Annotated in this window: 24 protein-coding genes; 10 read left to right on the forward strand and 14 right to left on the reverse strand. The window is 69.7% G+C overall.

All coding sequences use genetic code 11. The features are described 5' to 3' along the window. From ABT130_RS28725 to ABT130_RS28735, 3 genes are all read right to left on the reverse strand, one after another. Positions 1-293, reverse strand: a 293-nt coding sequence (locus tag ABT130_RS28725) for a class I SAM-dependent methyltransferase (protein WP_502992226.1), incomplete at its 3' end; no start/stop codon positions are given. Beyond that, positions 290-1285 carry an alpha/beta hydrolase gene (locus ABT130_RS28730; RefSeq protein WP_350960391.1) on the reverse strand — a complete coding sequence of 332 codons (996 nt, stop codon included), beginning with the start codon at positions 1283-1285 and terminating at the stop codon, positions 290-292. The genes ABT130_RS28730 and ABT130_RS28725, both read right to left, overlap by 4 nt. A 23-nt stretch (positions 1286-1308) precedes the next feature. Continuing rightward, positions 1309-1614, reverse strand: a complete 306-nt coding sequence (locus tag ABT130_RS28735; RefSeq protein ID WP_350922090.1) for a putative quinol monooxygenase — start codon at positions 1612-1614, stop codon at positions 1309-1311. A 240-nt stretch (positions 1615-1854) separates the two neighbouring features. Here ABT130_RS28735 and ABT130_RS28740 point away from each other — a divergent pair, with 240 nt between their 5' ends. Further along, a complete protein-coding gene (locus tag ABT130_RS28740) occupies positions 1855-2427 on the forward strand; it encodes a ferritin-like domain-containing protein (RefSeq protein ID WP_350922092.1) in 573 nt (190 codons plus the stop codon). On the opposite strand, the gene ABT130_RS28745 is transcribed toward ABT130_RS28740, so the two are convergent. Then, a complete protein-coding gene (locus ABT130_RS28745) occupies positions 2375-5146 on the reverse strand; it encodes an AAA family ATPase (RefSeq protein WP_350960394.1) in 2772 nt (923 codons plus the stop codon). The genes ABT130_RS28740 and ABT130_RS28745 overlap by 53 nt on opposite strands. Positions 5147-5418: 272 nt before the next feature. On the opposite strand from ABT130_RS28745, the gene ABT130_RS28750 reads away from it, so the two are divergent. The 7 genes from ABT130_RS28750 (at position 5419) to ABT130_RS28780 (ending at position 11108) form a co-directional block, all read left to right on the forward strand. Continuing rightward, positions 5419-5571, forward strand: coding sequence for a hypothetical protein (locus tag ABT130_RS28750; protein WP_350960397.1), 153 nt, complete (start codon positions 5419-5421; stop codon positions 5569-5571). Between the two features lie 248 nt (positions 5572-5819). Next, positions 5820-6251 carry a hypothetical protein gene (locus ABT130_RS28755; RefSeq protein WP_350922097.1) on the forward strand — a complete coding sequence of 144 codons (432 nt, stop codon included), beginning with the start codon at positions 5820-5822 and terminating at the stop codon, positions 6249-6251. Next, positions 6245-6478 carry a helix-turn-helix transcriptional regulator gene (locus tag ABT130_RS28760; protein WP_433381358.1) on the forward strand — a complete coding sequence of 78 codons (234 nt, stop codon included), beginning with the start codon at positions 6245-6247 and terminating at the stop codon, positions 6476-6478. The genes ABT130_RS28755 and ABT130_RS28760 overlap by 7 nt, the downstream gene beginning before the upstream one ends. Further along, positions 6475-7428, forward strand: a complete 954-nt coding sequence (locus tag ABT130_RS28765) for an NAD(P)-dependent alcohol dehydrogenase (RefSeq protein WP_350960400.1) — start codon at positions 6475-6477, stop codon at positions 7426-7428. The genes ABT130_RS28760 and ABT130_RS28765 overlap by 4 nt, the downstream gene beginning before the upstream one ends. Positions 7429-7926: 498 nt before the next feature. After that, the gene (locus tag ABT130_RS28770) at positions 7927-9198 is read left to right on the forward strand and encodes a YibE/F family protein (RefSeq protein ID WP_350960402.1); all 1272 of its coding nucleotides are present in this window, start codon (positions 7927-7929) and stop codon (positions 9196-9198) included. A 283-nt stretch (positions 9199-9481) separates the two neighbouring features. Continuing rightward, positions 9482-9718 carry a hypothetical protein gene (locus ABT130_RS28775; RefSeq protein WP_350922103.1) on the forward strand — a complete coding sequence of 79 codons (237 nt, stop codon included), beginning with the start codon at positions 9482-9484 and terminating at the stop codon, positions 9716-9718. A 286-nt stretch (positions 9719-10004) separates the two neighbouring features. Then, positions 10005-11108, forward strand: a complete 1104-nt coding sequence (locus tag ABT130_RS28780; protein WP_350960483.1) for an alpha/beta hydrolase family protein — start codon at positions 10005-10007, stop codon at positions 11106-11108. Here the strand turns inward: ABT130_RS28780 and ABT130_RS28785 are convergent. Further along, positions 11105-11755, reverse strand: a complete 651-nt coding sequence (locus tag ABT130_RS28785) for a response regulator (protein WP_350960405.1) — start codon at positions 11753-11755, stop codon at positions 11105-11107. The two genes, ABT130_RS28780 and ABT130_RS28785, sit on opposite strands and share 4 nt — an antisense overlap. Continuing rightward, positions 11752-13638: a sensor histidine kinase gene (locus ABT130_RS28790; protein ID WP_350960408.1), complete on the reverse strand. Its 1887-nt coding sequence runs from the start codon at positions 13636-13638 to the stop codon at positions 11752-11754. Before ABT130_RS28790 ends, ABT130_RS28785 begins: the two co-directional genes overlap by 4 nt. Before the next feature lie 444 nt (positions 13639-14082). On the opposite strand from ABT130_RS28790, the gene ABT130_RS28795 reads away from it, so the two are divergent. Beyond that, positions 14083-14247, forward strand: coding sequence for a helix-turn-helix domain-containing protein (locus ABT130_RS28795; protein ID WP_350960410.1), 165 nt, complete (start codon positions 14083-14085; stop codon positions 14245-14247). A gap of 56 nt (positions 14248-14303) precedes the next feature. Here the strand turns inward: ABT130_RS28795 and ABT130_RS28800 are convergent, their stop codons facing one another. Beyond that, a complete protein-coding gene (locus ABT130_RS28800; RefSeq protein WP_350960412.1) occupies positions 14304-15374 on the reverse strand; it encodes an NADP-dependent oxidoreductase in 1071 nt (356 codons plus the stop codon). Positions 15375-15436: 62 nt separating this feature from the next. Here ABT130_RS28800 and ABT130_RS28805 point away from each other — a divergent pair, with 62 nt between their 5' ends. Continuing rightward, a complete protein-coding gene (locus tag ABT130_RS28805) occupies positions 15437-16222 on the forward strand; it encodes a gamma-glutamyl-gamma-aminobutyrate hydrolase family protein (RefSeq protein WP_350922115.1) in 786 nt (261 codons plus the stop codon). Here the strand turns inward: ABT130_RS28805 and ABT130_RS28810 are convergent. From ABT130_RS28810 to ABT130_RS28840, 7 genes are all read right to left on the reverse strand, one after another. Next, complete coding sequence (locus ABT130_RS28810) at positions 16200-17219, reverse strand: hypothetical protein (RefSeq protein WP_350960415.1); 1020 nt, start codon at positions 17217-17219, stop codon at positions 16200-16202. The two genes, ABT130_RS28805 and ABT130_RS28810, sit on opposite strands and share 23 nt — an antisense overlap. Positions 17220-17221: 2 nt before the next feature. Continuing rightward, the gene (locus ABT130_RS28815) at positions 17222-18592 is read right to left on the reverse strand and encodes a glutamine synthetase family protein (RefSeq protein ID WP_350960417.1); all 1371 of its coding nucleotides are present in this window, start codon (positions 18590-18592) and stop codon (positions 17222-17224) included. Between the two features lie 73 nt (positions 18593-18665). After that, complete coding sequence (locus ABT130_RS28820; protein ID WP_350960420.1) at positions 18666-20885, reverse strand: N,N-dimethylformamidase beta subunit family domain-containing protein; 2220 nt, start codon at positions 20883-20885, stop codon at positions 18666-18668. Between the two features lie 68 nt (positions 20886-20953). Further along, a complete protein-coding gene (locus ABT130_RS28825) occupies positions 20954-21709 on the reverse strand; it encodes an SDR family NAD(P)-dependent oxidoreductase (RefSeq protein WP_350922123.1) in 756 nt (251 codons plus the stop codon). A 184-nt stretch (positions 21710-21893) separates the two neighbouring features. Next, positions 21894-23381 (reverse strand): APC family permease, encoded by a 1488-nt coding sequence (locus ABT130_RS28830; protein ID WP_350960421.1) that lies wholly within the window; start codon positions 23379-23381, stop codon positions 21894-21896. 194 nt (positions 23382-23575) lie between these two features. Further along, a complete protein-coding gene (locus ABT130_RS28835; protein WP_350922128.1) occupies positions 23576-24325 on the reverse strand; it encodes an SDR family oxidoreductase in 750 nt (249 codons plus the stop codon). Further along, the gene (locus ABT130_RS28840) at positions 24322-25809 is read right to left on the reverse strand and encodes a flavin-containing monooxygenase (RefSeq protein ID WP_350960424.1); all 1488 of its coding nucleotides are present in this window, start codon (positions 25807-25809) and stop codon (positions 24322-24324) included. The genes ABT130_RS28835 and ABT130_RS28840 overlap by 4 nt, the downstream gene beginning before the upstream one ends. Positions 25810-25849: the final 40 nt, after the last annotated feature.

Genomic DNA, 25849 nt, shown 5'->3' on the forward strand with positions numbered 1-25849 from the left:
ACCCACAGGTCGACGTCGACGTCGACCTGTGGGTAGCGGGCGGCGAGCAGGTCCGCGAATCGTTGGTTGAGCTCGATGGCCAGGTGGTGGCCGCGGCCGGCGAGCCGCTGCTGGATGGCCCCGGTGAACGCGCCTGTACCGGGGCCGAGTTCGACGACGAGCGGGTCACCGTCGCGTGAGATGGGCGAGGTGATCAAGTCGGCCAACGGCTCACCGCTCGGCGCGACAGCGCCGACGGTGAAGGGGGACCGGAGGAACTCTCGCAGGAACGCGGCACGGTTGACGGCGCTCATCGGTTGGCCCCTTGTGCTGGCTGAAGGGCCTCGTCCGGCGAGGCGGGGGTCAGGACGCGGGCGAGCCAGTCGTTGCGGGTACGGCGGGCGGTGGCGGAGATCCGGGCATGGGGGTAGAGCGCGTCGAATCCGTGGAAGCCGCCCGCCCAGACATGCAGCTCTGCCTGGCCGCCTGCCGCCCAGATCCTGGTGGCGTAGGTGACGTCCTCATCGCGGAAGACCTCTGCCGTGCCGGCGTCGATGTAGGTGGTCGGCAGGCCGGACAGGTCGCCGGCGATCGCAGGTGAGACATAGATGGACACAGCCTGGTCGGCCAGGGGGCCGAGGACCGATCGCCATCCGAACTCGTTCATCTCGCGGGTCCAGACACCGGGGTCGCCGGAGAACTGGTGGCTGGAGACAGTGATGTTGCGATGGTCGAGCATGGGACAGATCAGCACCTGCGCGGCGATGGCGGGGGCGCCGCGGTCACGCGCCAGAAGGGCGAGCCCGGCAGCGAGACCACCGCCGGCGCTGGCCCCCGCAACGATGATGCGCCCCGGGTTGATACCGAGCTCGCCAGCGTGCTCGGCGATCCAGAGCAGGCCCTGGTAGCAGTCTTCGACCAAGGTCGAGCCGGTTGCCTCCGGTGCCAGCCGGTAGTCGACGGTGGCCACGACGGCGCCGAACAGTTCGAGCCATTCCAGCGGGATGTCGATGTTCGAGAACCGGTCCCCCATGATCATTCCGCCACCGTGGATCCAGTAGACGCACGGCGCCGCCGCCGTGGAACGGCCGGGGGTGAAGATCGACAGGGGGATCTGGGCACCGTCTTGGCCGGTCACCGTCACCTCGCGCCGGTCGATCGCGCGACCCTCGAGGTACGGTTCCACCGATGTCACGGACAGGTGGCGCATCTGGGCGAGCATCTCGGGGTCGAGCCGGGATACCAGGGGCATGTCCGCAAGAAGCTCCCGCAGTTCGGGATCGAGGTCGGGTCTGGCCAATGTCACGATGAGTTCCTCCTGGTTCAGGTTCAGAAAGCGGCTTTGCCGCCGACCGGCACCGCGTCGGCGTATTCGGACTCGCCGGCGAGCAGCGACTGGAGGCGTGCGACCAACGCCTGCGCCTGCTGGGTGGCGAAGAACATTGCGTGCGCCTCCCGGCTGACCCACCCTTCCGTGACGTGCACGACGTCCCGGTTGCCGGACGAACGGCTGACCAGGAACACGACGCAGTCCTTGTTCGGTAGTGACGGTGCGTTGAGCAGAAGCCGGACCAGTTCGTCGCCCTTACCCGGCTGCGCCGTCATCGTCGCGTGAAATCCATGGCCGACAGACATGGGGACGACCTCCTCACTGTGGTGCGCTGTTCGCTTGTCTCACGCCCCACTTTCGGCGCCGCCCAGGCGGCCCCACATCAGTCATTCGACTCCGAGTTCACGGCCTTTCCCGGGGCAGGCGACCTACTTGCGTGTGGAGTCACGCCTCTGGAAAACGGCCTGTCCAGGGACCACCGCCCCTGGGCGATTAGGTCATATGACAGATGCCTCGGTGCGACTCTGTGTCTCACCATCGAGGGTGTGACGAGGCTTCCAAGTCCAGAGCAGCTGTCCAAGCGCGAGGTCCGGGACCGTGCCCTGTTCGATCTGGAGGACGGGCCGGTGACCCCGTCGAACCATGCTGAGCTGACGGCTGTCGCGCGTCTGCTCAACGTGCTGCTGGTGAGCCTGGTCGTGTCCTCCTTACAGTACGAGCAGCATGCGCACCTCGTCCGCGCGCCGTCATACCGGCCGATCTCCGAGTTTCTCCACGCCTGCGCGGATCAGGACCGTGGTGGGGCCAGGCTGCTCGCGGCGCGGATCTGGCAGCTCGGCTTCGCCGCCGACTACGACCCGCAGCACCTGTCCGCCCGGTCGTGCGTCACCTTCCAGACCTTCCCCGACGGGGACCTCACGGGCATCGTTACGCAGGATCTCCTCACGGCGCGGATCCTCGTCCAGACCCTGCAGGAGGCGGTGCGCTGGGTCGGGAACAGCGATCCGACCACCCGGCAACTGCTGGAGCGGCTGCTCGAAGAGAAGGAGAGCCAGGCTGACGCGCTCAGCGCGCAGGCGGCTGCGACTCGTCGGGATGCGACGACAGCGCATCCCTGAGCCCCGCGCGGGAGGTGACGCCAAGCTTGGGGAAGATCCGGTACAGATGCGCGCCGACCGTTCGATGCGACAGGTACAGGCGCTCGGCGATCTGCTTGTTGCTCAGCCCGCTCGCCGCCAGCTGCGCGATCTGAGCCTCCTGCGCAGTCAGGGCGGTCGGACCACCCGACGGCACGTCAACCTGCCGGTGGCCGGCCGCGCTCAGCTCGCTCCGGGTGCGCGCCAGCCACGGCTCCGCGCCCATGGCGGCGAACCCGTCACAGGCGAGGAGCAGCTGCCGACGAGCCTCCGACGCCGATCGGCCACGGCGGAGCCTCTCGCCGAACGCGAGCCGTACCCGCGACGCGTCGAACAACCACCGCTCGCTCGCGGGACCGGCCAGCAGAGCCTCCAGCCGCGACATCGCCGCGTCGTCATCGAGAACGAGAGCCTCCGCGCCGGCCTGGATCAGCGCCATCCTGCTCGACAGCGAGGCCACGTCGGCAGCCCGCATCGCCTCTACGTGCGCCCTGGCCTCGACCGTGCGTCCGACTCGCACCGCCGCCTCGACCAGGTCGAACATGACCCAGGTGCAGTGCGGTGCATGCGAGGCCAGGACGCCGGGCGGGCTCATCGCGGCGGCGTGCCGGAAGGCGGCGTCGTAGTCGCCCCGGCCCAGCGCAGCCAGGGCGCGCGGATGGTGCGCGAACAGGGCCGCAGCCGACACACCGCGCGGCAGCGCCCAGTGCGTGATCTCGTCGGCCAGTGTGTACGCCTCGTCGAAACGGCCCCGGCCGGCGGCGACGATCGCCCTGTTGTACAGGAAATACCACTCGAAGAACGAGAAGCCGCTGGCGTCACAGACCCGATGCCCCTCCAAAGCGAGTTCCTCGGCCTCGTCCCACCGGCCGACAAGGTAGTCGTCCAGGCACAGGTGCATCAGGGCGCCGAGGTGCCGGCGGGGTGCTCCGCCGTCCCGCCCCTGCTGGACCAGGCGCCATGAGGACTCGCGGCAGTCGGCCAGGCGGTCCAGGTAGACCGATGCCGTACCGATCCGCATGATGCGCGTGGGATCCCCCTCGTCGGGGAGGGTGCGGAGGATTTCATCGATCGCCGGCCGGGCCGAAGCCGCGGTGCGTACAGGGTCGGGGAACGTCTTGCTCGCCAGTGCGAGCACGTCGGGCGGCGATGGCTTCAGCCTGCGCAGCGCCCGGTAGAACGGTTCCCAGTACTCCGGATCGCTGCTGTACCAGCACAGCAGCAGCAAGGTGTGCATGGCTTCGATCAGGGCGGGGTTGTCGGCGCGGAATCCGTGGTCGCCGGTCTCGATGGCTCCCACCAGGAGGCGGTGCGCGGTGTTCACATCGCCGTCTCCGTTGAGCATCAGGAAGGCGGCCGCGTTGGCGGCCAGCAGGGAACCCGCCGAGTCCGGGTCCGACCGGCGCGCATCCGTCAGGAGCGACTGGGCGTCCTCGACGGCGCCGCCGGCTTCGGCACCGATGTAGGCGGCCTCGGCGAGCCGCCGGCCACGGCTCGCGCTGGTCGAGCTGAGTTCGGCGGCGCGGATCAGAGCCGCGACCGCGGCGAAGGCGTCTCCGCGGAGCATGACGCGGTGCGCCGAGTCCTCCAGCAGTTGCGCCACCGTCTCATCCGGTCCGGTGGCAGCCGCCGCGAGGTGCCACGCGCGGCGTTCCTGGTCGACGTCCAACGCTCCGGCGAGAGCGAGGTGCGCGCTGCGTCGCTCCTCGTGGGTGGACACCGCCACGATCGCCGACCGGATCAGCGGGTGCCGGAACGCGATCCGCGCCGTGGCGTCGTCCACGCGTACCAACTGCGCCCGCTCGGCCGGGGCGAGGCCGGCCAGGCCGTGCCCGGCCCCCACGGCGGCCCTGAGCACCCTGATGTCGCCGTTGCCCTCGAACGTGGCCAGCAGTAGCAGCCTGCGGGTCGGCTCCGGCAGATCAGCCATCCGCGTGGCGAACATCGCCTGGAGCCTGTCGCTGAGCGGAACCACCTCAAGGTGGGTCACCGGGTGATGCGCAGCACCCAGCAGCGTGGACGGCAGCTCAGTCAGCGCCAGCGGATTGCCTTGGGCGAGGTCGAGCAGCCGTCGCCGGACGCGCGGCGGCATCTCCGGGAAACCAGCGTCGACCAACTGCCCGGACGCCTCATGGTCCAGCGGCCGGACCGTCATCTCGGTCAGTCCCCGCGGATCCAGGAAGCTCGCCGCGCCCGTTCTGGCGGAGACCAGCAGCCCGGCCTGGGTACCCTCCAGGCGGCGGGCGACGAAGCTCAAGACGACGGCGCTGGCCCGGTCGATCCAGTGCACATCGTCCACCAGAAGAGCGAGCGGCGCATCGGCGGCTACCGCCTTGACGAGCAAGAGCGTCGCGTTGCAGACCAGGAGCGCGTCCGTGGGCGCCCCCACACCGAAACCGAGCGCCACCGACAACGCCTCCCGCAGACCGGGTGGGAGGCGCTCGATGTCGGCGTTCAGCGGCAGAAGCAACTGGTTGAGGCAGGAGTAACTGACTTCCGCCTCGAACTCCGACCCTGACGCTCGCAGAACCCGCATGTCCGCCGTGATGGCGAGCTCTGCCACGGCGGTCATGAGAGCGGATTTGCCCACCCCGGGCTCGCCCCAGAGCAACCGCGCGTCGCCGCGTTGCCGGGAGGCATCGAGAAAACCGGCGAGCTGGTCGAGCTCGGCACGGCGTCCGAAGAGTTCACCGCCGCCCACAGGCACCTCACAGCGTCGGCCATGTCCACCTGCCCGACGCGACTCGCCGCACCACGACGGCTGTCGCATAAGGCGTCGAGAGCATATCCCGCGATGCGGCGGACATGGCGGCGTCATTGGCCTCCTTCGGCCGAGAAGGCAGGATCGGGCAACAGTTAGCGAGAATCGAACAAGCCAGAGACCTGGAAGCGCCGATCTCTGGTGTCGATCGATCCCGCAGGCGGCGCTGACCTCGGCTGGGGCGGCGCGCGTACTTACCCGCGAGGCGAGTCATGCGGCACTCCCGGCCCCTGCGCGCCTCGGCCTCGGAGGTGCACGCGATCGAGGCCATCCTGCGCCGGTTCACCGAGTCCGCCTCCCACCTGGCCTACCAGGCCATGCTGGAGGTCGGCCGCGCGCAGAAGACCACCTTCGTCACCCGCTAAGCGTCTGCCGCTGGGCGGCGGCGAGGGTGCCGCCCAGCGGCGCGAACCGGAGTAGCCCAGATCCTGCGGCTCTTCCGACGAGGGCGGGCTGGTGCGACCTGCGCCGTCCGGCCGACTGTGGACGTTTTGCAGCAACACCGCGCCGGGCGCTATGGCGTCGCCGGTCGTGCGTGTAAATAAACTTTGACATGGTGTCCGGGGCGCTTTACATTGGTTGATGTCAGCTTTGTTTTACATGAGGAGCAGGCATGGCCTTCGAGGAAAAGCGCGCCTGGGTGATGATCGTGGTCTCCGTCGGCGCGTACACGATCTACCTGGTGACCATCCTGGGCCGGGCCGGCGAAGGCCCGCTCGCCGACGTCGCCTACGCGGGAACTCTGCTGTGGACCATCGGTGGCGCCATCGTCGCCGCGATCGTGGCCCACATCGCGATGGCTATCGCGGGCGGCCACGGCGCCGACCGCACTGACGAGCGCGACCGTGAGATCAACCAGGTCAGTGAGCGCATCGGGCAGTCGATCCTCGTCATCGGCGCGCTCGCCGCACTGGTCATGGCCATCGCCGAGCTACGCCACTTCTGGATCGCCAACGCCGTCTACCTGGCGTTCGTGCTGTCCTCGGTGCTCAGCTCGTTTGCCAAGATCATGGCGTACCGCAAGGGCGGCTTCCAGACGTGGTGAAGCCGACGCAGGTCACCAACGCGATCCGGGCCCTGCGGTTCGCGCACGACGAGATGACCCAGGCCGAGCTGGCCGACCGGGTCGGCGTCACCCGCCAGACCATCATCGCGATCGAACAGGGTCGCTACTCCCCCTCGCTGGAGATGGCATTCCGCATCGCCCGGGTGTTCCGGGTCGGACTCGACGACGTCTTCCAGTACCCCGACACCGAAGGAGACCCCTCATGAGGGCGATCGTCCAGGACAAGTACGGCCCGCCGCACATGCTGAGCCTCGGCGAGGTCCCGATCCCGACGCCCGGCGCCGACGATGTGCTGATCCGGGTACACGCGGCCGGCGTCGACTACGGCGTGTGGCACATCATGACCGGGCTGCCGCTCATCGGCCGCCTCGGCTTCGGCCTGCGCCGGCCCCGCAACCGCGTGCCGGGCATGGACGTGGCCGGCGTCGTGGAGTCCGTCGGCGCCAACGTGACCGCGTTCCGCCCCGGCGACGAGGTGTACGGCGCGGCGACCGGCGCGTACGCGCAGTTCGCGCTCGCCCGCCCGGGCAAGCTCGCCCGCAAGCCCGCCAACCTGAGCTTCACCGAAGCGGCGGCCGTACCCGTGTCAGGGGTGACCGCGTTGCGGGCCGTCGGCCAGGTCACCGCCGGCGAGAAGGTGCTGGTCATCGGCGCCGGCGGCGGAGTGGGCAGCTTCGCGACGCAACTCGCGGTCGCCGGCGGCGCCCACGTCACCGCCGTGTGCAGCACAGCCAAGGCCGACCTCGTCCGGTCACTGGGCGCCCAGGCCGTCATCGACTACACGCGCGAGCCGCTCACCGGGACATACGATCTGATCATCGACATCGCGGGCCTCCGGCCGCTGGCCCTGCTGCGCGGGCTGCTCACCGAGCGCGGCCGGCTCGCCATCGTCGGCGGCGAGGGCGGCGGTCGGTGGTTCGGCGGGCTCGGCCGGCCGCTGGCCGTCCGGCTGATCACCCCGTTCACGCGCCAGCGCCTGGAGGCGCGGATCGCGCTGACCCGCACCGCCGACCTGGACGCGCTGCGCGACCTCATCGAGGCCGGGACCGTGCGACCGGCCGTCGGGCGCACGTACTCCCTGGCGGAGGCCTCCACCGCGGTGGGTGACCTGGCGGCGGGCAACGCGCCTGGAAAGCTCGTCATCACGGTTGAATGACCCCGGGGCGCCGGGATCAATATCCTGCGGCGAGTCTTGATCGCCCACCGCCCCCGCCACGCCCGTACCACCCTCCCTTCTCGCGACGTCGATTCCTCACCCCGCTGCTAACACGCAGTCGTTGGTTCCAGCTGCAGCGCCGTCACTGACGCCACGAAGCTGATGCCCTCGCAGGCCGGTGATCTCCTGCCGAACGTGTCGTTGTGCGGTAACGATCGGAAGACATGTCATCAGCCCCCGCACCGCGGCCAGCCAGACGCGGGCGGGGGCCTCAGTCGTGGGCGCGGGTGAACCAGAAGTCCGACTAGCTTCAACAAACCTTCCTTTTCTGAAGGTCGCCCGGAGGGGCTGCGCGGACGCCGCAGAGCCTTCAAAAACCTGGGTGGTTCATGAACCGGGGACCCGGCGGCCTCCATCACGCCGACATAGGGCAACACGGTCACCTTCGCGGTGCGGTACTTTCCCCTTTCCACGCCGCTAAGGAGACCCTTCTCGACCATGGGCACCAACCATTCACACGGCCCGGCCGCTCCCAGCTCCCGCGGCACGGTGTGGGCAACGCTGGCCGTCATCGTTCCCCTGGCGCTGGCCACGCTGACCGCCCTGATCTGGCTGTGGCCCACTGAGCGCACCTCCACCGGCCAGCCATCGGCCAGCCTGCAGCAGATGACGGGAACGATCACCTCCATCACCCTCACCCCCTGCATCGAGGAGCCGCCCGCAGACGGCCAACCCCGCGGCCAACAGCCACCGGCTGACCCCGCCACCTGCGGCGAAGCCAAAGTCGACCTGACCAGCGGGCCGCAGGCCGGCCAACGTATCGCCACCCAGCTACCCAGCGGCCCCGGCGCGCAGATCTTCACCGCGGGCGACGACGTGGTGCTGATCTACACGCCGAAAGGCATCCTCGATGTGCCGCCCTACCAGATCTCCGACCACGACCGGTCCTCACCCCTAGGACTGCTCGGCGCCGCCTTCGCTCTGGCCGTGATCGCCTTCGGCCGCTGGCGCGGTGTGACCGCGCTCATCGGGCTGGCCATCACCTTCGTGCTGCTGCTGATGTTCGTCATCCCGGCCATCCTCGCCGGACAGCCACCGCTGCTGGTCGCCATCGTCGGCTCGGCGGCCATCATGCTCACCGTGCTGTATCTGACCCACGGCTTCACCATCCCCACCTCGATGGCCGTGGTCGGCACCTTGGTCAGCCTCAGCCTCACCGGCGCGCTGTCGGTGGCCGCCATCGGCTTGGCCGACCTTAACGGCATCACTGACGAAAGCTCCTTCTACCTGGACATGAACTATCGGATCAACACTCAGGGCCTGCTACTGGCCAGCATCATCATCGGCTCCCTGGGCGTGCTCGACGACGTCACCGTCACCCAGGCGGTCACCGTCACCGAACTGGCCCACGCCAACCCTGGCTATACCTTCGCCCAGCTGTATCGGGCCGCCGCCCGAGTCGGCCGCGCCCACATCGCCTCAGTGATCAACACCATCATCCTCGCCTACGCGGGCGCCTCCCTGCCGCTACTGCTGCTCATCAGCGTCGGCGACCAACCCATCGGCGAGGTATTGACCAACCCGGTCATCGCCCAGGAGATCGTCCGCAGCGTGGTGGGCACCATCGGACTCATCGCCGCGGTTCCCATCACCACCGCCCTGGCCGCCCTGACCGGCACCCGGCGCACCACATCCGACCACCAGCCACCCCCCACAGCACGCCACCGACGGCCGAGGAACCTCCTGATCGACTCCGGGATGACTGACTGAACAACGGCCGGCACGGGCAGGTTCTCCTCATCAGTCGTGCCTCGACGATGGCCCGCGCGCCGGCCTCATGTACTCGTGTCCAACCAGACGACACCACCTGTCGTCTGGTTGGACAGGTAGCAGGCTCCGCAAGGTTCTCTTGGGTGGGGCATCCAAAGGCGGCATGGGGCTGCGCACCCCCGACCGGCGTCCGATCATCCCGCCCGGCGAGGACACGTCCTTGACGAGGGAGAGGGCCGCGCCAAATCCCGCACCAAGCGTAAGACCGCCGACCGCACTGCGCATGATCTTCACTTCGCGAGAATACGCGCCCTTCAAAAGCCAACGCCCCGCAGGGACCGGGCTGCTGGACCTGGTCGACACCCCTGAGGTCCTCGTGCTGCGCGAGCGCCTGGCCGCCGTCGGCCCGGTCGCCGACGTCGTCTTGACCACCGAGCAGGAGGCCGTCTACCAGGCCACCGCCACCTGGCTCAATCAGATGTGGACGCTCGGCTCCTCCCTCAGCCGCTTCGAATACTGATGAGCAGCGGGTCGGTGACGACCGCTGAGGTTCGCCGGGCGTTCTTGGGCCGGGCTACGGCTTTTGGGCCGGTCCCAGCCCCCGAGCGTCCCGCGGACCTTGTCTATCCCCTCCGGGCGGAGGGGTGCTTCCTTCATTCGTATGAGTGCCAAAGTCATCTCTGGTGGGGAGTTTCCGGACAGCGAGCCTCCCTAGCGTGGCCGTTATGAATTGCGCATTGCTCAGACGGGGCGTGGCCTCTGCGGTGGCGGTCGGCCTTCTGCTCACCGGACCCGCCGTACAGGCCATGTCAAAGCCCGTCACTGTGGCCCTGCCCCAGCCGACAGGTCCACGCGAGATCGGCACTGTCGCGCTGCACCTGCGTGACGGCTCCAGGGCCGACCCGTGGATCAAGGCACATGACCGGCGTGAGCTGATGATCAGCCTGTGGTATCCCACCCGTCGTCCGGACGGCCACCCCGCTGCGCCTTGGCTGCCGCCTCGCGCCGCCGAGGCCTTCTATCGCAACAGCAGCCTCTCGCCTGCGGCTGTCAGCCTGCCTTTGACCCATGGCCGCGAAGGGGCCCCTGTGGCGGGCCGAGGGCTGCCCGTCGTACTGTTCTCACCCGGCAACGGCGCCGACCGTTCCATGAACACCGCCACGGTCGAAGAACTGGCCAGCTGGGGCTACATGGTGGTCACGATCGATCATCCGGGCGATGCCGGCGAGGTGGAGTTCCCCAACGGCACGGTCACCGGCCGTGTCCTGAAGCCGGTCCCGGTGAGCCGGCTGGACGAGAAGGCCGAAGAGATCAAGGTGCGGGTGGCCGACACGCGATTCGTGCTGGACCGGCTCAAGGAGCTGAACAAGGGGCAGAACCCCGATGTTGAGGGCCGGAAGCTGCCGGAGGGGCTGCGTGGCGCGTTCGACCTGAGCAGGGTCGGCATGTTCGGCCATTCCGCGGGAGGAGCGACGGCCGCCGCGACGATGCTGGAGGATCGGCGGGTCAAGGCGGTTTTGAACCTGGACGGACCCGCCCTCGGCAAGGTGGCCGCCAAAGGATTGGCCAAGCCGTACATGCTCATGGAGGCCGAGATCTTCGACAAGCCCATCCGCGGGCAGAAGGCCTTCTGGTCCCGGCTGAAGGGCTGGCGGCTGCACGTGAAGACCAAGGGCGTCAAGCACAATTCCTATACCGACCTGCCGCTGCTGTACGAGCAGGCGGCGCCGGTGATCGGCCTGTCAAGGGAGCAGTTGCGAGCGGTAAACGGCACACTGTCGGCGGCGCGTTCCGTGGCCGTCACCCGCGCCTACACCATGGCCTTCTTCGATCTGCATCTACGGCGCAAAGGCGACCTGCTCGACAGGCGTTCCTCACGGTTTCCCGAGGTGCAGGTGATCGCCCGTTAGGGCTCACGCGACCAGATGAAGCCGCTCTCGTAGGCGTAAATGGTGGCATGCAGCCTGTCGCGGACCTGGAGCTTAGCCAAGATGGAGGCGACGTGCTCCTTGACGGTCGTGGCGCTGATGCCCAAGGCCACGCCGATCTCGGCATTGGTCAGGCCGCGGGTGAGGTGCCACAGCACGTCATCTTCGCGCGGGGTCAACGTGTTCAGCGCGGGGGCGGGTGATGGCAGGTGTGGGACCAAGCGCTTGATCAGCCTGGAGGTGATCGCCGGGTCGAGGAACGACTGACCCGCCGCGGTCAGCCTGACCACCTCGATCACCCGCCTCGGCTCGGCGTCCTTGAGCAGGAAACCGCAGGCGCCCGCGCGTAGCGCGGTGTGGACATATTCCTCCAGCCCGAACGTGGTCAGCATCACCACGCGGACCGCCGGCAGCCGGCGGGTGATCGTGGCGGCGGCCGACAAGCCATCGGTGCCGGGCATCCGGATGTCCATCAGCACGACGTCCGGAACCTCGGTGATGGCCTGCGCGGTCGCCGCCGCCCCATCGGCGGCCTGGCCCACCACCTCGATATCGGGTTCGACCGACAACATCGCGGCGATCCCGGCCCGGACCATCGCCTGGTCATCGGCCACCAGCACCCGGATCACACGCCCACCTCGGGCAGCCAGATCCGCACCCACCTGCCACGGCGGACCATGCCGCCGTCGGCCGCGTCGGCCACCGCCCGCAGCCGTCGTCTGGCCCCCGCATCCGCCATGCCCGAGAGCATAACCCCAGTGGGAAGGCAGCTCACCACGAGCATCCCATCGTGACTAAGAAGCTCGCGGGCGACCCAGAACGCCGTCGCCTCCACAGCTCCCTGCAGTTGGCGCGGCTCGCCGAGAAAGCGCACGACCGCTTCGTGGCGGGCCGCCAGTGCGGTGATCCCGGCCAGGCACGGGGGCGGGGCATTTTCGCCCATCGGGCTACGTAGCTCATCGAGCAGGTCCCGCAGGGCGTCCAGCCCTGCGCGCGCCTCGACCATCACGGTCTCCAGGTCCACGGCGGCCACCACCGCCTGCGCGCGCAGCAACGCCGTCGAACGCAGCCTGGCGGCGATCCTGGCCCGCTCCGCTTGTGCCGCTTCCTCGCTCAATCGGTGATGGCGCACGACGGCGGCGGCATGACGACCGGCCCGCCTGGTCGTGATCGCCACGCCTGCCGCCCACACCCCCGCCATCGGCATCAACAGGCAGACGCTCAGCACCGCCCAGACGCCCACGCGGTTACCGGTGATCTCCGGGCTCCAGGCCAGCGCCGCCCCGGTCGTCACCGCCACCGCCGCCGGTGCCGGCCAGCTTCGCAGCCGCCTCGCCGCGCCAATGCCATACATCATGATCAACTCCACCCAGCCGCTCCACAAGAAGCCCCCGCCTGACGGCACCGGCCAGCCCGCCCATCGCGCCGCCACCAGGAGCGGATACATGGACAAGGCCAGGGGCACGGCCACGACCGGCCGGTGTGTGTGGAAACGCAGTGCCAGGGCGTGCACGACGAGCAGCGGCAGGAGTGGAACCAGCGTTCGCGCGGACAGCGGAGGACCTGCCCCAGGTATCAGCAGCCCGCCCACCGGAATCCCAGCGGCCAACCCCACCAGTGCCCACGTGTGCAGCCTGCCGCCCGGCCTCTCGGTGGCGGTCTGATTGATGGTCAGAGGGAGTTCCGCACGCACCGACCAGCCTCGTGCCGACCGGCCGGCCGACAGTGAGCCGCCCGCCGCCGCCAGGTCGGCCCGCAGCACCGAAAGGCCGCTCCCGCATCCCCCGGCGAACGGCTCGCCCGTCTCCGCACGTCCCCAGTCGTCGACCGTGACCACTAGCCGGTCGCTCCGCCGTGCCAGGCCCACCTCGACGCGCGCTCCGTGAGCGTAGCGCCGACAATTGGTCAGTGCCTCGCGCACCACGCGGAAGGCCAGCGCGGCGATGAGCGGCGGCGCGGACTCCACGCTCCTGCGATAGACCGGTGGCCGCCCCGGCCATTCCGCGACCAGCGCGTCGACCTCTGCCAGGTCGGTTCGCGCCGCCCGCTGACCGAGGGCGGTCAGCCGGGTGAGCTCGGCCACGGCCAACCTCCCCTCCGTCGCCGCGTGCGCGCTCGCTTCGGCCTTCAGCCGGGGATCGGCGACGTGCAGCGCGGACGAAGCACCGATCATGATGCCGGTCAGCCGATGCGCCGCGGTGTCATGGAGGTCGGCGGCGAGCCTGTGCCGTTCGGAGGCCGCTGCCAGGCCGGGCACTGCCCACTCTCCCGAGCGGTAGGCCGCCAGCGCCCGGCGTCGCGCCCCGCGCAGCCGGGCCGACCTGCCCAGGGCCCAGCTCGTCGCGCCCAGCCCCACGGCCAGTAGCGCCGTGCCGACGATCTCCAGCGGAGTCCGGCCGAGGACGGCGACGACACCCGTGGCCGCGACGATCGCGGCCGCGGCACTCCACGCCGTCACGCTCGCCGTGCACCGGTAGGCCACGTACGACAGGAGAACGACGGCTGCGAGCAAGCTGATCCACCACATAGCCACCCTCGCAGCTCATATGAAGACTCGTCCCACGCGGGCACAGTTGGTGTGACCGGCGGGTGAGGCCGCTGCCAGGAGCCCGAAGGCAGCGGCCTCAGCGACGATAGTTCGCAGGTGTTCATCGTCACCGGTAACGGCCTCGTCAGGTGATCGGCCAAAGGTACACCGGTCATCATCCGCCCGGCGGGTCGCGCACTCCTCGTAGGCGAACTCGCCGTGGTAACGGATGGTGATGCCGGCGAGCTGAGGCCGGCGCTCGCGTGCCCTGGCGGCCAGGCGCCGGCGTAGCGAGGTCATGGTCGACTCAGGTGGCCTTACGGCCATCGTGCCCTACCCGCCTGGCTGCACCATGGAGCGCATGCCCTCCACCTTGGCGACGCTGAGCTGGAGTCCCTGTCCCGGCGCGGCGCAGCGCCGTTTCGCCTGGTGCTGCGATCACAGATTGTGCTGCTCGCCGCGGCGGGCACGGCGAACCGGATGATCGCGGAGCGGTTGGGCATCTGCCAGGACACGGCCCGCAAATGGCGGCGCCGGTACTGTGAACAGGGCATCGAGGGGCTGGCCGACGCACCGCACCCACTGGCCGGATGAACCCCGACGAATTAACGGGCGCGACCACTAGCGGGGTCTGTCAGCCCTCCTCGTGCCTACTTGTGCTGCAGCCGCAGCAGTTGCTTGCCCAAGTTCTTGCCGTCGAAGAGCCGGTTCATCGTGTCCACCGCGTCCTCGACGCCGCCCTCGTGGACGTCCTCGGCCCACACCAGGCGACCCTGCCGGATCCAGTCCACGAGCCGACGCGTCGCCTCGTCGAACCGGTCGACGAAGTCGGTGACGATGAACCCTTTCATGTCCGCGCTGCGCACGGTGATAGTCGACAGGTTGGTGGGCCCGTAGGCCACCGCCTCGTCGGAGTACCCGCTCGAGATCCCGCCGCACATGACGACCGTGCCGCGCTGCGCGATGTTCGCGATCCCGGCCTCCAGGATCCGGCCTCCCACATTGTCGTAGAAGACGTCGACGCCGTCGGGGGCAAGCTCGTGGGCCCGCGCTCTGACGTCTTCGGCCTTGTAGTCGATGACGTCGTCGAAGCCGCCGACCTCGGAGAGCCAGCGCACCTTCTCGGCGCCACCGGCGATGCCGATCGTGCGAGCGCCCGCGAACCGGGCCAGTTGCCCGGCCACCGACCCGGTGGCACCGGCAGCGCCGGAGACCAGGACCACGTCACCCGGGCGAGGAGAGGCGAGCTGGAGCATCCCGAAGTACGCTGTGAGGCCCGTGGTGCCCAGCACGCCCAGCGCCGCCGTCACCGGCACGCCCTCGGGGACCGGCCGCGCGACGGGCGTACCCACCGCGGCCGCGTGGATGTGCTCCAGCAGCGCCGCCGAGTGCGACCCCGGCTGGGCCACCACGTGGGTCTGCCAACCGAAGTTGCCGGTCACGACGGCGCCGACCGGGAGCTCGTCGGTCTTGCTGACGACGACCTCTCCCACCGCGTGCCCCCGCATGACCTCGCCCAGCGGTACCGGCGGCGCGTACGACGGGCCGTCGTTCATCCAGCCGCGCATCGCCGGGTCGAAGGCCAGCCAGTCGACGCGGACCAGGACCTGGTCGGCGCCGGGCTCGGGGACGGCCACCTCGTCCAGCACGAAGTCGTCGAGGGTCGCGGTCCAGGTCGGCCTGCGGGCGAGCCGCAGCTGTCGATTGACGAGTCGAGTCATACGGGCCAAGATACCTGAAAAGGTCTAAACGCTCTACCAATAGCACGCACAGGAGGCGTCGAATGGTGGCTCACCCCTCGCGGCCGGTCATCGGTCTCACCTACTCCTCGACGGACCTCGAACGGTTCTCCCTGTGGCGCAACATGCTGCACGGGTTCGCCGAGGCAGGTGCGGTGACGCTGACCATCGACTGCCACCAGCCTCACGACGACATCGCGGCGGTCGTACGCCGCCTCGACGGCCTGGTGGTCAGCGGGGGCGCCGACGTCGACCCGGCCGCGTACGGCGCGGACCCCGGCGACCCGGCGATCCGCGACATCGACCCGATCCGGGACCGCAACGAGCAGGCCGCGCTGCGCGCCGCGCTCGACGCCGGCCTCCCGGTGCTGGCGATCTGCCGTGGCCTGCAGCTGGTGAACGTCACGCTCGGCGGGACCCTCTATGCCGACCTGAATCGCGACCTCGCGGGCGAGGTCGCCCACGAGCTGCGCGAGGAGGCGCTCGCGTGGCCGCTCCATATGGTGGACGTCACCCCCGGATCGCGCCTCTCGCAGTGGCTGGGCGGGACGAGCGGGCGGCTGGCCGTCAACAGTGAGCACCACCAGGGCGTCCGCCGGCTGGCCGACGGGCTGGTCGCGACGGCGGTCGCCGACGACGGCCTGGTCGAGGGCGCAGAGCTGAGGGACCATCCGCTGGTCGCCGTGCAGTGGCACCCCGAGATCCTGTGGCCGAACGAGGAGCACGCGCTCCAGCTCCTGAGCGGCTTCGTCGACGCGTGTCGGACCGACCCGGCGGCGGGTCAGTCGGTGTCCGCCGGCGCGGGGGTCACGACCGTCGTGACCGACTGAGCCAGGACGGCACGGGCGCCCCGACGCTGGTGAACGCCTCGTCCGGCAGGAGCGTGGGGTCCTTGTAGAGGGACCACGTGCACTGGTCCCGGCCCGGCCCTTCGCCGTCGGGGCGCACCGGCGGTTCGACCACCCGCAGCGGCATCCCGAGGTGCTCGATGGGGGCGCGCTGCTGCAGCTGGCAGCAGTGCACGCAGTAGTGGCACACGCCGGTGGTCCGCCACGCCCAGTCGTGCTCGCTCTGGGTGAAAGTCCGGCCCGGCGTGGACTCCGGGTCGACGTACGTGCGCCCGCCCGAGCCGCAGGGCTCGAACCGGACCACCCACCGGTCCGGCTCCTCCCAGACCTCGAAGTTGCCGTCCCGCTCCGGCCCGCTGAGGTGGCCGCGGGTGGCCTCGAAGATGTCGAGCACCAGCCGCTCCAGGGACTGCCGCCACGGCCTTGTCGCGGGGTCGTACTTTTCCCCCAGCGCCGCGTAGTAGTGCGCCAGGAGCCGATCCCAGAGCGGACCGACACAGTCCTCGCCGAGCACGTCGACACCGACGGCGATCAGGGCGCACAGGGCGTCGGTCGCGGGATCGTGGGCGGTCTGCCATACCATCCGGCCTGCCTCGAGCTCCTCCTTCGCGCCCGGGGTGTCCCGTGCGCGCGCCCGTACGCCGAAGGCGGCGAGGTGCTCGCGGTAGGTCGCCCAGCCCGCCTCCAGCGTCTCGGCGGTCCGAGCGGCCAGGTCGCGGGCCGGTGCCAGATTCCCGTCAGGCACGCCCAGCTCGACGAGCAGGGCGGGCAGCTGCCCGAGCCAGAGCAGGTAGAGGTCGAAGGCCTCCTGGGCCTCCTGGGCGGTGAGCTCGGCGAGACTCACCGCCGCCTCGACGTCGTCCGCGGCCAGCGCCTCGCGGGCCCGGACGTAGGTCGACTCCCCCTGCTGTGCCCAGTCCTCCAGCCGGACCGCGTGGCCGAGCAGCTCGTTGTGCCCGACCGCGGTCGGCGGCCGCACCGTCAGGCCCGCTCGAACAGGCGCCGTTTCTCCCAGTCGGTGACCGTCTCCATGAGGAACGCCTTCTCCTCCTCGCGGCCCATGGCCAGCAGGTGGGCGTGTGTGGCGGGGCCCAGGGCGGTCCGCATCTCCTCGCTCTGCTCGAACAGGTCGAGCGCGTCGTGCAGGGAGCCGGGGATGAGCGGGACGTCCTCACGGGTGTACATGTCGCCGCACTCGATGGTCGGCATGGGCATCCCGGCCTCGATGCCGTCGGCGCCGGACAGCGCGATCGCGCCGAGGGCGACGTACGGGTTCACGTCGGCGCCGGGGATCCGGTTCTCGATGCGGCGGGTGTCGCCCGAGCCGACCACGCGCAGCGAGCAGGTGCGGTTGTTGTCCCCGACCGCGATCACGGTGGGCGCGAACGAGTGCGGCTGGAACCGGCGGTAGGAGTTGACCATCGGCGCGTACATCAGCGTCGCCGCCTCGGCGCGGGCCGCGAGCCCGGCCACGAAGCCGTCGAAGCGCGGGTCCGCACCCAGCGGCGTGGACGTCTCACGGTCCCAGAGGCTGACGTGCACGTGGCAGGAGCTGCCGTCCGCGTCGATGTTCCACTTGGCCATGAACGTCGCCGACTTCCCCATCCGGGCGGCGATCGTCTTGACGCCGAACTTGTAGAGGAAGTGCCGGTCCGCCATCTCCAGGCAGGTGGTGTGCTTGAGGTTGATCTCGTGCTGCCCGAGCCCGTACTCGCCGGCGTACCCCTCGATCTCGACGCCGGCCTGGTCCATCTGCCGGATGACCTGCTCGATGAACCCCTCGGACCGCAGGCAGGCCAGCGCGTCGTACGCCGCGTGGTAGCGGCTGGAGGGCGTGAGGGTCCGGTAGCCGTCGTGCCAGGCCGTTTCGTAGCTCTCGTCGAAGAGATGGAACTCCACCTCGGTGGCCGCCTGCAGGGTGACGCCGAGAGCGTCGAGCCGTACAAGCTGGTCCTTGAGGATCTGCCGCGGCGCGAACGGGATCGGGACACCGTTCTTGTCGACCGGGTCGCAGATGACCACGGGCAGGCCGGGCATCCACGGGACCCGACGGATGGTCGTGAGGTCCGGGACCAGGAACACGTCCGGGACGCCGGCGCCCATGCCACCGATGTGGTCGAGCCCCGGACGTACGTCCTGCTCGATGTCGACGCCCCACAGCATCAGCGGGATCTTGTAGGCGTCGGTGCGGCCCAGGTTCTCGACGAACCCGGCAGCGGCGACTCGCTCCGAAAGGCAGCGACCGGCGTTGTCCGGCGTCACCAGCAGCATGCCGTCGACGAGACCGGCGTCGATCTGCTTGATGAGCTCGTTCACCGAGAGGAGCCCGCTTCGAATCGTCTCCGTCTTCATTCGGCACTCCTCGTGCGTGCAAGCGAAGGGTTAAGGTCTATTTTCTGAACCATATTTGTCCTGGCTTTCTGTGTCAACGATCACGACGACGCGTGACGAAGGCGCGGATGACGTTCTCGGTCATGCGGGACACGCCGTTCTCGGTGGCCGCCTGCAGCAGCGAGCCGGTCCAAGCGATCGAGCCGGTGGAGAAGACCTCGCCGCCGCCGGGCGTCGCGAAGTAGACGATGTCGGCGTGCACCTCGGGGTCCTGCTCGCCTCCGCCGTGCTCGGGCAGGTTCATCGGGATCTCCTCGATGGCGCGCTGGTAGAAGTTCGAGTGACCGCGGGAAGTGGCGAGCACCACGGCGTGCCGCGGCGTGCCGAGGGCCGCGTCGGCCCGGTCGATCTCGTCGCCGGCGGCGCCGTCCATCACCAGCCCGTACGCCCCGATCGGCTCCTCGTCGACGCCCTCGAAGATCCAGGCGTGCTCGGGGTCCGCGGCCGCCTCGGTCCGGAAGTACGGCTCGGAGTGACCCCACCCCTGGGCGGCGAAGCCGACCCCGGCCAGGGCCTGTGGCGCCCGGCCGCGGTGGCGCCAGAGCCCGCCGGGCAGGCCGGTCGACATCAGCGTCACCTCACCCGGGAGCGACTCCCAGCAGCGGACGCCGGCCTGGCCGCGCCGGATCTCGACGACGAGGGGGTCGTCACTCAGGACACCGGTGACCCAGTACCAGCCGTTACCGCCGAGGTAGAGCAGCCCGCCACCGCCGTCGCGGTACGCCGTCAGCGCGTCGAGCATCTCCTCGGAGGTGTACTCCGGGTGCGAGCCCGACACCACGGCCGCATACGGGCGCAGGTAGTCGGCGCCCCGCTGGTGCACCTCGTGGTCGGTGAGCACATCGGCCTCGATGCCGCGCCGCGCGAGCCACTCGATCAGGTACATGTCCGAGGAGAAGGCGCGGCCCGCTCCCCCGACGACCCACATGCGGTAGCCGCGGCGCATGTTCACGATCTGGCGGCGCGCGGCCGAGAGCATGACCCCGCTTCCGTCGGGGTGGTGGTCGTACATCGACAGCCCGAAGGAGTGGTCCCCTATGTGCGCCAGGCTCTCCGGGGCGACCACCACCTCCTGGTCGGTCATCGCCGAGGTGTCCAGCCCGTTGAAGAGGGCCTCGTTGGCGTAGGCCAGGTAGGTGAACGTGGGCAGAACGACCGCGACCTTGCGGCGCTCGTCGGAGGATCTCGGCACCACGGAGATCGGCACCACGTCGGACCCGTCGGCGTTCTCGACGACGATGCCGTAGACGCCGCTCTCGAGCTCCTCGGGGAGCGGTGCGGTGATGAGGGCCGGCCAGCCCGCGTCGACCAGGTCGGTGGCGTGAAAGTGCGCCGCGGCGTACTGGTCCGTGGCGAGGGTGAAGTCCAGGCACCGGCCGGTGAAGGTCCGCCCGGTCACGGCCCGCGCCGGTCCGTTGACCAGCGTGCCGTCCGGCTGGCCGGGCACCACGGCCCTGGCGACCGTGGGATCGTCGCCGTAGGAGAAGGCCAGGTCCCAGGCGGCCACCGGCTCCAGGGCGCGGACGTCCGCCTCGGCCCGCGCCAGCGCCTCGAGCTGCGCGTCGTCGGGGTGCGAGCCGAGGACGAACGGCAGCTCGACCTTGCCGGTGAAGTGGTCGTCCGCCTGCCCGCGGGTGGCGCCCTCGACGGGCTCGACGGCGCGGCCGCGGTGCGCCGCGACGGTCACCGGACCTGTGAGGTCGACCGGACCGACGGGCGTCGACGCGGCCGCGTCGAGCCGTACGCCGCGCAGGGGGTCCACCGGCAGCGCCAGGACCCGGACGCCGTCCGGTCCGAGCATTCCGACCACCAGGTGCCACTGGTGGTCGACCAAGCGCTCGGCGGCCGTGACGAGCACGTCGCCGCTGCCCGGGTCGGCGAGCCCCGGGCGACCGTCCCGCAACTGCAGCGCAGGCCCGGAGGCCAGGGAGACGAGGGACTGCACGGGTGCGGACCCGACGTCGCCGGAGTAGACGAAGGCACCCAGGGTGGCACGGGTGTGGGACGCCGTGGCGGCGGGACCCGGGTCGCCGTGGAGGAACGAGCCGACGCAGGTCGGCGCCAGGCTCGCGTCGTACCGCGCGGCGGCCTGCCAGTCGACGGGGCGGTCGAGCGAGGGCTCGTCGGCGCTCGCACTGATCAGCCGCACCAGGCGGACGTCGACCGGGTCCGCGGCACTGACATGGACGGAGACCTGGTCGCCGCGCTCGTAGGAGAGGCGGTCGGTGTAGGCGCGGACGGGCAGGCTGGGCATGTGACTCCTCGGTCGGGTCGTCGTGGTCGTTGTGATGCTCGGCGTGGTCGCGCGTGGGCGACCTCCGATCAGATCGGTCCCGCGGCCAGGTAGCCGCCGTCGACGGGCAGGTTGGCCCCGTGGACGTAGTCGGCCAGCGGGGAGCTGAGGAACAAGATGGCGTCGGCGATCTGCTCCGGCCGCGCCCAGACCTTTGTCGGGACGGCGGCCGCGATGGTCGCCTTGGTCTCGGCGTCGTAGATGTCGGTCAGCTCGGTACTGGTGAACCCGGGCAGGATCGAGTTCACGTTGATGCCGACCGGCGCGCAGTCCAGGGCCATCTGCCGGGTGAGATTGACCCAGAGGCCCTTGCTCGCGCAGTAGGCCGCGAAGCCGGGGTTGCCGACCATCCCTGAGACGGAGCCGACCACGACGACCTTGCCGCGGCGGCCGGTCTCCTTCATGTGTCGGATCGAGGCCCGGGCGCACCGAAAGATGCCGTCGACGTTCACGTCCATGTGCCGGCGCCACAGCTCGTCGTCGGTCTCCTCGGCGCTCGATGGCTCGATCACCGCCGCGCTCAGCACGACGATGTCGATGCCGCCGTCGGCGCAGAGGTCCGCGAACACCGTGGTGACCGCGTCGGCGTCCGCGACGTCGAGCCGGCGGTGGGTGATCCGCTCTGCCACCTCGGGCGCCGGCGGGAGGGCGGTCAGCCGATCGCGGCGCGAGAGCGTGACCACGCACGCTCCCGCCTCGGCCAGGGCGACGGCTGAGGCCCACCCGATGCCGGTGGCGCCGCCGACCACGACGGCTCGCTTGCCCTGGAGATCGATCGACCGCATCCTTGAGGTCCTTTCCGACGACGGAGCCGGCCGGGACGGCCGTCCGTGTGATGCTGCGCGTTCCTCCGCAGCGTGGAGGTCGAGACTGGGTGCCGCGCGGGCCGGGCTCCCTCGGTCGATCTGCGCAGATCGCCGAGGAGCCCGGCCCGCGCGTCGGTTCTGCGCCGGTTGTAGGTGTTCTTGGTCAGTCCTGAGACGGTCTGCCCTCAGCCGTACGGCAGTTCTCGAGGAGCTCCGCGTACCGATCGGGTCGCCGCGCCCGCGTGACGGCCGTGACCACGGCACCGATCACGAACGACGCGGCGAGGGCCACCAGGATCGCGGTGGCCGCAGCGTTGGTCCCGACGAGGAGGTCGAAGTTGCGCACGATCATGTAGAGCACGAAGCCGAGGCCGATCAGGGACAGGACCGGGGCGAGTAGGGAGCCCCACAGCGGGGTGTCCGCGTGGTACCGGCGGTGGAAGGCGATGACCGAGATCGAGGTCAGCGCCATCAGGGCGATGACGCCGAGCGTGGCCGCGCCGGAGAACCAGGTGTAGACCTCGGTGATGGGGTCGAGGCCGAGCAGGAGCATGAGGACCAGCACCACGACCGACATGACGGTCACCACGACCGACGAGTGAGACGGGGCCCGGTGCTTGGGGTGCACCTCGCCGAGGAAGCCTGGCAGGAGCTTTCCGTTGGCGAGGTTGAACTGGTAGCGCGCCACCACGTTGTGGAAGGAGAGCACGCAGGCGAACACGCTGGTGACGAGGAGGATGCGGACGGCGTCCTCCATGGCCGTGCCGACGTACTGCGTGGCGAGGTTCTGGACCACGTTCGAAGGGTCCGCGCCGGACACGGCGGCGGCGCCGTCCGCGCCGATTCCGATGGCAATCGAGTAGGACGTGAACGCATACATCGTTCCGATCAGCGCCACCGCGATGTACGTCGCCCGCGGGATCGTCCGGGTCGGGTTGGTGGCCTCGCTGCGAAAGACCGCGGTGGCCTCGAACCCGATGAACGCGAAGAAGGCGAACATCAGCCCGAGGCCCGGGGTGCCGTCGAAGGCATGGCTGGGGTCGAGCGGCTGCGCCGAGAAGCCGGAGACGCCGCCCTGGGCGAGGATGGCGATGTCGATCACGAGGACGACCAAGGCCTCGAGCACCAGCGCCACGCCGAGGACCTTGGCGCTGACCTCGATGTCCCGGTAGCCGAGCAGGGCAACAACGATCAGGAACGCGAAGGCCGGCACCCACCAGTCGACGGTGAGCCCGAGGTACTGGTCGACGACGGCCGCGGCCGAGACGCCCAGCAGGGCATAGAGGCCGATGAGCAGCAGGTAGTAGGAAACCAGCGCCAGCGAGGCGGTGCCGGCGCCGGAGATCTTGCCGAGCCCGGCCTGGACGTAAGAGTAGAACGCGCCGGCGTTCTGCACGCGTCGGCTCATCAGCGTGAAGCCGACGGCGAAAACGCAGAGCACCACGACGGCACTGAGAAAGTACAGGGGTGCCGCCGCGTTGCCGCTGAGGGCGAACACCAAGGGGAGGACCGCACAGGCGGCACCGAGCGGCGCCACGGCCGCGATGACCATGAAAACGATGGATCCGACGCCGAGGCCTCGGTGCAGCAGGGCGGTCTTCCCGCCGGGGCCCGCAGGCTCTGCTGTCTGGGGGTCGCTGTAGGCCGTCATACGCTGACTCCTTGCTCGTGCTTCCCTACCGGGAGCCGAAGGTGGGTGTGGCTCGTGGCCCGAGCCACCAGAGCGTTCAGGGAGCCGACAGTGACGCACCCCATACCCAATTGTCTATTGGCTCGATATTCAGACCTTTAGGGGCCGGGTGTCAAGACCCTCGGAGCAGACGGCGGAATTCCGTCCGCGGGAGGTCAGTCCTCGGGGGTCACGTACGCTGCGGAGATGCCGCCGTCGACCCTCAACTCGTGACCGGTCACGTAGCTGGAGGCGTCGCTGAGCAGGTAGAGGGCCGCCTCGGCCATCTCCTCCGCGGTGCCGAACCGGCCCGTGGGCACGTGCACCATTCGCCGCGCCACCTCATCCTCGGAGAAAAGTGCGCTCAGCATCGGTGACTGGACCGGTCCGGGACTCAGCACGTTGACCCTGACGTTCTTGCGGGCCAGCTCGACGGCCATCTCCCGCGACATCGCCACGACGGCACCCTTCGAGGCGGTGTAGGCGATCTGGGACACCGCGGAGCCCATGCTGGCGACCAGCGACGCCGTGTTGACCACCGCGCCGCCGCCACCCGCCACCAGGTGCGGGATGCCGTGCTTGCAGCACAGCATCACGCTGCTGACGTTGACGCGCAGGGTGCGTTCGAAGGTTTCGAGCTCCTCGCGCAGCACCGATGCGTCCTCGGCGAGCGCCACGCCGGCGTTGTTGAACAGGGCGTCGATCCGCCCATGGCGGCGGGAGGCGCCGACGTAGAGCTCGGCCACCTGGGCCTCGGCGGTGAGGTCGCAGGCGACGAAGTCGTCCGCCCCTGTGTCGTCGGCCCCGACGAGGTCGACTCCGACGACGGTGGCCCCCTCCCGCTTGAAGACGGCGACTGCGGCCCGTCCGATGGCGCCGGCGGCCCCGGTCACCACGACGACCTTGCCATCGAGCGCTCCGGTCACGAGACCTTGACCCCGAACCAGCGCGCGAGCCGGGTGCCGATCAGGTAGGTCGTGGGGCTGAACGCCCACTGGCTGATGATTTTGCCGCTGTTGGCGTGGAAGTAGCTAGGCACCTCGGTCCACACCGTCTGGGCCAGGCGGCGCTGGAGGCGGCGGTTGTACAGGTCGTGGACGGAGCGGCGCACGGAGATCTTGGTGGCCTGTCCGCGCACGAGCTTTCCGGCCAGCTTCGCGGCGAACCGCGCTTGGGCCTCGTAGAAGGTCACCAGCGGGATGCCGCTGGTGTTCGGACCGAAGATCATGAAAAAGTTCGGGAAGTTCGGCGTCATCAGCCCGTAGAGCGCTTCCGCCCCCTCCTTCCACTGGTCGCGCAGGTCGACGCCGTTCTCGCCGAGGGTCCGGAAGGTGCTGAGGAAGTTCGCCGCGTCGAAGCCGGTCGCCAGGACGATCATGTCCAGGTCGTGTTTCTTACCCTGGGCGTCGACCACTCCCGTGGGCGTCACGTTGGCCACGGCATGGGGGACCAGCTCGACCTTGGGGCTCCGGAGGGCGTGGTAGTAGGTGTCGCTCACGACCGTGCGCCGGGCCTCGACCGAGAACGGCGGCCGCAGCAGCTTCATCAGGTCCGGTCGCGACGACATCTCCTGCTCGAGGTAGGCCTCGACCATCTTCTGGCGCTTCTGGTTGACCCGGCCGCCGGTGCGGGCGTGGCTCGCGTGGTACTGCCGGAGGTCGTAGTCGAGGTAGAGGCGGTAGCGGCGCCAGTAGTAGACCGGCTTGAACCGGTTCCACCGCCGCTCCCGCGGGCTGAAGTCCCGCGCCTGCTTCGGCAGCAGCCAGTTCGGCTCGATCTGGAAGACCTTGACCGCCTTGCCCTGACGCTCGGCCTCGGTCACGATCTGCACCGCCGACGAACCGGTCCCAAGGACGCCGACCGTCTTGCCCTCCAGGGACAGCTCGTCCCGCCAGGTCGAGGTGTGGCAGATGTCGCCCTCGAAGGGGGTCTCGCCGCGCATGAACGGCGGGATCAGCGGGGTGTTGAGGAACCCCACCGCTGAGATCACCGCTTTGAACGGCCCATGCGTCTCGCCGTCGGCCGTCTCGATGGAGTAGGTCCGGGTGGACTCCGACCAGCGGACGGTGGCAACGCTCGTGCCGAGCAGGGTGCGCTCGTACAGCCGCCACTTGCGTGCGACGTGCTGGAGGTAGCCGAGCAGCTCGTGCCAGTCCGCGTGCGTGCGGGTCCAGTCGTAGGGCTCGAAGGAGAACGAGTAGATGTGCGACTCGAGGTCGACCTCGGCACCCGGGTAGCGGTTGACCCACCAGGTGCCGCCGATCTCCTCGGACCGTTCGAACATGACGAAGTCGTCGACGCGCTGCTTGATCAGGGCGATGGCGGCGGCGATCCCGCTGAAGCCGGCACCGATGATGGCGACGTCATGGGCGCCGTTCGCGGGTGACTGCTTGCCTTCAGGAGCATTCACGGGAACCTCGATCCGTCCTTACTGGTCTTATGGTCCAATT

This window comes from Streptosporangium sp. NPDC001681 (assembly GCF_040298085.1).
GTDB lineage: Bacteria > Actinomycetota > Actinomycetes > Streptosporangiales > Streptosporangiaceae > Streptosporangium.

Coding starts and splice junctions, on each gene's coding strand:
- ABT130_RS28830 (WP_350960421.1), bottom strand. CDS start 23,381: ATGACGGCCTACAGCGACCCCCAGACAGCAGAGCCTGCGGGCCCCGGC.
- ABT130_RS28800 (WP_350960412.1), bottom strand. CDS start 15,374: ATGACTCGACTCGTCAATCGACAGCTGCGGCTCGCCCGCAGGCCGACC.
- ABT130_RS28765 (WP_350960400.1), top strand. CDS start 6,475: ATGAGGGCGATCGTCCAGGACAAGTACGGCCCGCCGCACATGCTGAGC.
- ABT130_RS28770 (WP_350960402.1), top strand. CDS start 7,927: ATGGGCACCAACCATTCACACGGCCCGGCCGCTCCCAGCTCCCGCGGC.
- ABT130_RS28820 (WP_350960420.1), bottom strand. CDS start 20,885: ATGCCCAGCCTGCCCGTCCGCGCCTACACCGACCGCCTCTCCTACGAG.
- ABT130_RS28750 (WP_350960397.1), top strand. CDS start 5,419: ATGCGGCACTCCCGGCCCCTGCGCGCCTCGGCCTCGGAGGTGCACGCG.
- ABT130_RS28805 (WP_350922115.1), top strand. CDS start 15,437: ATGGTGGCTCACCCCTCGCGGCCGGTCATCGGTCTCACCTACTCCTCG.
- ABT130_RS28815 (WP_350960417.1), bottom strand. CDS start 18,592: ATGAAGACGGAGACGATTCGAAGCGGGCTCCTCTCGGTGAACGAGCTC.
- ABT130_RS28755 (WP_350922097.1), top strand. CDS start 5,820: ATGGCCTTCGAGGAAAAGCGCGCCTGGGTGATGATCGTGGTCTCCGTC.
- ABT130_RS28825 (WP_350922123.1), bottom strand. CDS start 21,709: ATGCGGTCGATCGATCTCCAGGGCAAGCGAGCCGTCGTGGTCGGCGGC.
- ABT130_RS28775 (WP_350922103.1), top strand. CDS start 9,482: ATGATCTTCACTTCGCGAGAATACGCGCCCTTCAAAAGCCAACGCCCC.
- ABT130_RS28735 (WP_350922090.1), bottom strand. CDS start 1,614: ATGTCTGTCGGCCATGGATTTCACGCGACGATGACGGCGCAGCCGGGT.
- ABT130_RS28780 (WP_350960483.1), top strand. CDS start 10,005: ATGTCAAAGCCCGTCACTGTGGCCCTGCCCCAGCCGACAGGTCCACGC.